This window comes from Acinetobacter sichuanensis, from assembly GCF_003024515.2.
Classification (GTDB): Bacteria; Pseudomonadota; Gammaproteobacteria; order Pseudomonadales; family Moraxellaceae; genus Acinetobacter; species Acinetobacter sichuanensis.
On sequence record NZ_PYIX02000087.1, the window covers coordinates 1 to 4,850 of the forward strand.

7 protein-coding genes are annotated in these 4,850 nt (G+C 35.3%); 2 read left to right on the forward strand and 5 right to left on the reverse strand.

All coding sequences use genetic code 11. From position 1 onward, the window contains the following. The 5 genes from C9E89_RS21455 to C9E89_RS21475 form a co-directional block, all read right to left on the reverse strand. On the reverse strand, positions 1-865 hold an 865-nt coding region (locus C9E89_RS21455; RefSeq protein ID WP_107010160.1), incomplete at its 3' end, for a replication initiation protein. A gap of 202 nt (positions 866-1,067) precedes the next feature. Then, positions 1,068-1,349, reverse strand: coding sequence for a type II toxin-antitoxin system YafQ family toxin (locus tag C9E89_RS21460; protein ID WP_107010161.1), 282 nt, complete (start codon positions 1,347-1,349; stop codon positions 1,068-1,070). Further along, positions 1,342-1,632, reverse strand: a complete 291-nt coding sequence (locus tag C9E89_RS21465) for a type II toxin-antitoxin system RelB/DinJ family antitoxin (RefSeq protein ID WP_107010162.1) — start codon at positions 1,630-1,632, stop codon at positions 1,342-1,344. Before C9E89_RS21465 ends, C9E89_RS21460 begins: the two co-directional genes overlap by 8 nt. Before the next feature lie 68 nt (positions 1,633-1,700). Beyond that, a complete protein-coding gene (locus tag C9E89_RS21470; RefSeq protein ID WP_107010163.1) occupies positions 1,701-3,176 on the reverse strand; it encodes a relaxase/mobilization nuclease domain-containing protein in 1,476 nt (491 codons plus the stop codon). After that, positions 3,166-3,498, reverse strand: coding sequence for a plasmid mobilization protein (locus C9E89_RS21475; RefSeq protein WP_107010164.1), 333 nt, complete (start codon positions 3,496-3,498; stop codon positions 3,166-3,168). Before C9E89_RS21475 ends, C9E89_RS21470 begins: the two co-directional genes overlap by 11 nt. A 279-nt stretch (positions 3,499-3,777) precedes the next feature. Here C9E89_RS21475 and C9E89_RS23435 point away from each other — a divergent pair, with 279 nt between their 5' ends. Together C9E89_RS23435 and C9E89_RS21480 are read left to right on the forward strand one after the other, a co-directional pair. Continuing rightward, entirely contained in the window at positions 3,778-3,942 is a 165-nt protein-coding gene (locus tag C9E89_RS23435) for a hypothetical protein (RefSeq protein WP_171405197.1), read from the forward strand. 70 nt (positions 3,943-4,012) lie between these two features. After that, positions 4,013-4,762 carry a hypothetical protein gene (locus tag C9E89_RS21480; RefSeq protein ID WP_107010165.1) on the forward strand — a complete coding sequence of 250 codons (750 nt, stop codon included), beginning with the start codon at positions 4,013-4,015 and terminating at the stop codon, positions 4,760-4,762. Positions 4,763-4,850: the final 88 nt, after the last annotated feature.

The following is a 4,850-nucleotide window of genomic DNA, read 5'->3' on the forward strand; positions in this document are numbered from 1 at the left end:
GTTCTTTCAAATTAAATGCCAATGCTCTTTTTTCGTTATAAAGATTTGATCGTGCTACCCCACCATTAGAAGAATTACTTTTTAATCCACCTAACTTTCCTTTACGACTTTGACGATCTATAAATTCTTGATAGCAGTATGCATCTTTCTTCCAACAATAAGTTGCAATACTCTTAGCAGTCGCTTTAACTTCTGAGTATGGTAATGGCTCTAAAAACGCTTCATTTACGCTTAAACAGTGTTTTAATACCTCATCCAACCAAGTGTTATAGATTCCACCTCTATGCGCTCTAATCGCTTTATATGCCCATTTACGCACTGTATCGAACATAGCACAGTTGCGCCCAAGCCCTAAAACTTCCTGTTTTTTGCTTAATTTCTTCGGTAGCTCTACAAAATCGGCTAAATAATCGAGCGTATAGGCTTGTTCACTCCAAAAAGTGACACGCCAATCTTTATGAAATGGATTCTTCGTGATGAGGTGACTGTAGCCAACGTCTGCGCCAAGTTTGTTGGCAAGTCCTGCTTGTACTTTTGATGCGTAGGCTATTGCTTTGTGACTACCAAATTCACTGGTACATAGTGGAATTTCTAATTTATAGCAAATATGAGCATGACCGTTTTTCTGTGTTTGTGCTGTCCAATAAGGCATTGGTAAATTTTCGTCATGCCATGCCATGACTGCATCTGAACGGTCTATGTCAAAAAAGAAGTAATGAAGCATACAAGGCTGATTGCCCTGTATGTATTGCATGTTGATTGCCGTTTTTTTCGGTCTTATTTGTAAGCCATACAGTAATTCATCTGCACAGTATGGTTTATGAGCAAGATTTTCAAAAAAATCGCTTAATTGTACGTTTTTCACCTTTTGCAACGTCCTGTATGTTGCAAATGCTCAAAACATCGGTAAAATACAAGTATAGAATTTGCGTTTACTGATGCTTTAAGTATTTGTTAAACAATGAGAAAAGAGTAGGTTTGCCGACCTGCTTTTTTTTCGCCTGTAGAAAATACTACACTATTTTTAATTCAAACAACTAATTGATTTTTATTGACTTATATCAGTCCTATTTATTTCTACGTTTTCCAAATAATTCTGAATGACTGCCAATTCTGACTAACTGTAAACAATCCTCTCGTACTGCATAAATTAGCACTAAATCAGGTTTTACATGGCAATCTCTAAAGCCCAACCAATCACCTGTTAATCCATGATCACAGTATTTTTCGGGCAAAGGAATGTCGTTACAAAGGCAATGTAATACCTCTGCCCATGCAGGAGTAATCAATTCTAAGAATTGCTTCTTAATATCTCGTTTAAACTGACCTTCAGCGAATATTTTACGCATTAGCTAAATCTTGCATTGCTTTCATAAACTCTTCAGGTGTCGCATAAGCCTCAGAGAAATCAGTTCTACTTTTAGCTTCAAGCAATGCCTTTTTAGTCACATTATTTGGTACATTATTATCTTCCGCATAATCAAAAGACAAAGGAATTTTATTTGTTTCAGCAACTTGCGTTAAAAATAATTTGAAAGCTTGTGATGCAGTTAACCCATAACGCTCAAACACTGGAAATGCTTTATCACGTAAATCTTGTTCAACTCGAAGATTAAAATTTGTTGTAGCCATTTTATCACCTATATTTTACATAATGCGTATTATAGTAAACTAAATGTACGCCAAAAAATAATATTTTACTATCTTTCCATACCATATTTTTTTTGATTTAATTTTTGTTCTAACTTTATTTGGGCATCAATTCGCTGTTCAGCTCTCGTAATCTGCTGTTCAGATTGTTTAATTGTCGATTTTGACTGCTCAATTCCTCGTTCTGCACTCTCAATACTTGATTCTGATTGCTCAATGCTTCGATCTGCTCGGTCTGTCTTTGATTTATTTCGTTTAGCTCGTTCAATTGAGTTTCTAACGAGTTCAAGATGACGTTGTAGCGATTCATAAAGTCGTTGGTCATGTTGATTTCCTATTTCTCTATTTTCATTACTTTTTGGTCGCTGGTGTTCTCGAATACTTCCGCTTTTTTGCTGTTCTTGGCTACGATGAAATAGGTCTTCTTGTCCTTGCTCTCGTGAAATTCCACCGATCTCAAAATACGCTTTTCTAGTGGAGATTGATCTAATTCGAGATTGATCTCTGCTAATTCCTGCTTCTTGTCCTTGATCTGATAACCCAACCATAGGTTTATTCCTAGAACTACGAGAAATAACATAGTCAGCCCACCCAAAACTGCTCCCGTGAGAATATTCAAACGCAAAGCGTTTTTGATGCTCGGTTGTTGGTCTTTGATGGTCTGTAAGTTTGATCTCAAAACGTTCTTGGTTTCCTCGTTGCTTGCTTTCAACAAGGCTATGTAGCTTTCCAAGTGCTGTTTCGTAGCGTTCTCGGCTTGTTCTTTGATAATCCTGTCCTGCTCGGCTGTGTTCTTCTGCAAGTTGTTTATCAAATTGTCGATTTTCATAAATTACGCCCTCTAAACGTATATTTCTTTTGCCGTCAGGATTTTTAATACTGATTGATCGTTCTGTTTGCCGTGTGATTTCAAAACCTGCATTTTCAAGCGTATTGACAACATCTTGCCGATTTTGGATATTTCCGCTGCTGATCTGCTCTGCTATCGCTGTACCAATCTGCTGTTTTATTTCTTTGATATTTTTAGGCAAGTTTTGGCTGTTCAAAGTCTTTATGGCTTGCGCTTTATCAGGTGCATGAGGGTCTGATAATCCATAATTAAAATTGGTAACTTGTTTCCAATTTTCCACCAATGGGCGGTCTGCTTGATCAAAATACGGCTGTAAGCGTTTTCCAGTGCTTAATTCGACATTTGGAATAACGAAATTCAGCTCTAAACGTCCTTTGTCTGTATGTTCTATCCAAGTAATGTCGTATTGATCTCGATCTAAACCTGCAAGGAGCGTTTCTTCAAAGCTCTGCATAATTTCTTGTTTTTGCTGTTCTTCAAGATTGGCTTCTTCAAACGATAAAACGCCCACCGTATAACGGTTTTGGAAATCTAAATTATCTGCTAATCGTTGTGTTAGTTCAGGATCACCACTTAATAAAACAGCACCAAAACGATCTCGATCTTCACCAAGTAGGTAATCAATGGTTGCACCTGCGCTGCCACCACCTTTATTTCCTAGAAATTTAACGATCATAGTCGGCTAGAACCTTTTGTAGTTGTTCCCTAATCATTACTAGCTCTGCAAAAGCTCTGATTTTTTCTATATCAGATTCAACTGTATTTACTTGTCTAGCAATTTGATTGAGGTTTCCACCAATACGTCCGAGACCTGCTAAGAGTTGAGGATCTGCAACTTTATAATTCCGTTTTTTATTTGGCTTTTCTTCTAAACAGGTTTGTCTTATCCACGTTGCCAACTCCCCACCTGTCATACGTTCAAGTAAGGCTTGATGTTCCGCTTCTGTTAAACGGATTTTTATTTCTTTCTGTCTTTTGACGATTTCTTTTTTAGTCATGGCTAAATCCGTTTCGTAGATTGGGTCGGCTTTTTTATGAGGGACCTGGTTAACTGAAAGTTGGCCATGTTCCCGAAATAAATAAAGTCGAAAAGAGGGTCAAGGGATACTTCCCTTGCAAGGCACAAAAGGTAACTCTATCGAAAACTTTAGTTTTTGTATAGAGTACCCTTTGTGTGTCCTTGCCCATTATTTTAAAAGGTGTGAATTTCAGTACACAAAGAACTATTTGAGAATATGATATAATCCAAAAGAGCTTAATTTTAATGAGAAAATGAAATGACTAAAAATACAGAAAAGAACTTTAAAGAAACAACAGTAGGACTAGCAGAAAAGATTGCAGAAACGTTAGGAATTCCTAAAAGGGAAGAAGATACGAAAAATGATACGTCGAATAAAAAAGAAAGCACGCTATACAAGCTAAAGAAAGAAATGAAAAAGTAACTAACCGAAAACCCCCATTCGGCTGATATCTGATTTAGGCTTGCACTTTCCCTTTTTGAATACTTAGCTTATGTCTAAAAAAATTTTACTGTACTCTTTGATCTATCTTTCTACTTATCTATTAATTTTAATATTCCAATGGGGCTATGTATGTAACTTTGAAATATCTAGTACATGTAATTTAAATTCCGATACGTTAAAGACAATTTTACAGACATCAGCTCCAGTAATTACACCTTTAGTTATAATTTGGGGATATTTCTCATGGAAGGAACAGGAACTCTATAAAACATCAACTGAACTTCTTTCTACCTGTCTTTCCCAAACAAATATAATCTTTAAAGCTTGGAAAAAGAGTAGAGATTATTCCAATGTATATAGCCGATTTAGTGCATATCATTTCAGAGAAATGTATCCAATAACTCATGAGGTTTTAGATAGTACAGAAATATCAAATAGTGAGTTAAATAGAATTAAAGAGGTCTATTTATTGGTGAATGATCTTTATTTCACGCTAAATCACCTTTTCATAATTAATAAACATTTAAATTTGGATAATATTTTTGAAAAAGTTAAGGCTATTTCGTTCGAATTAGAAACAAACATGAATGAACTAAGCGAATTTCAACATGAATTAATCTGTATAAAAAACAATTACACAAATAAACTAAGCCCAGAAAAAATTAAAGAAATCTGTTATAAATTAGACTCTAGCATATCAGTAGACACTCTTAGAATAGATGACCATAATATAAAAATAGACAAATTTATTGAGGATATTACCTCTCAAATCACAAAGCTAAGTAGACAATTAAGCTAATGATTTAAATCAATTTTATTTAACCAGTTTCTTATCGTTCTTGTTGTTACATCAAGGGTTAAAGCTATTTCACCCAACTTTAATCCTT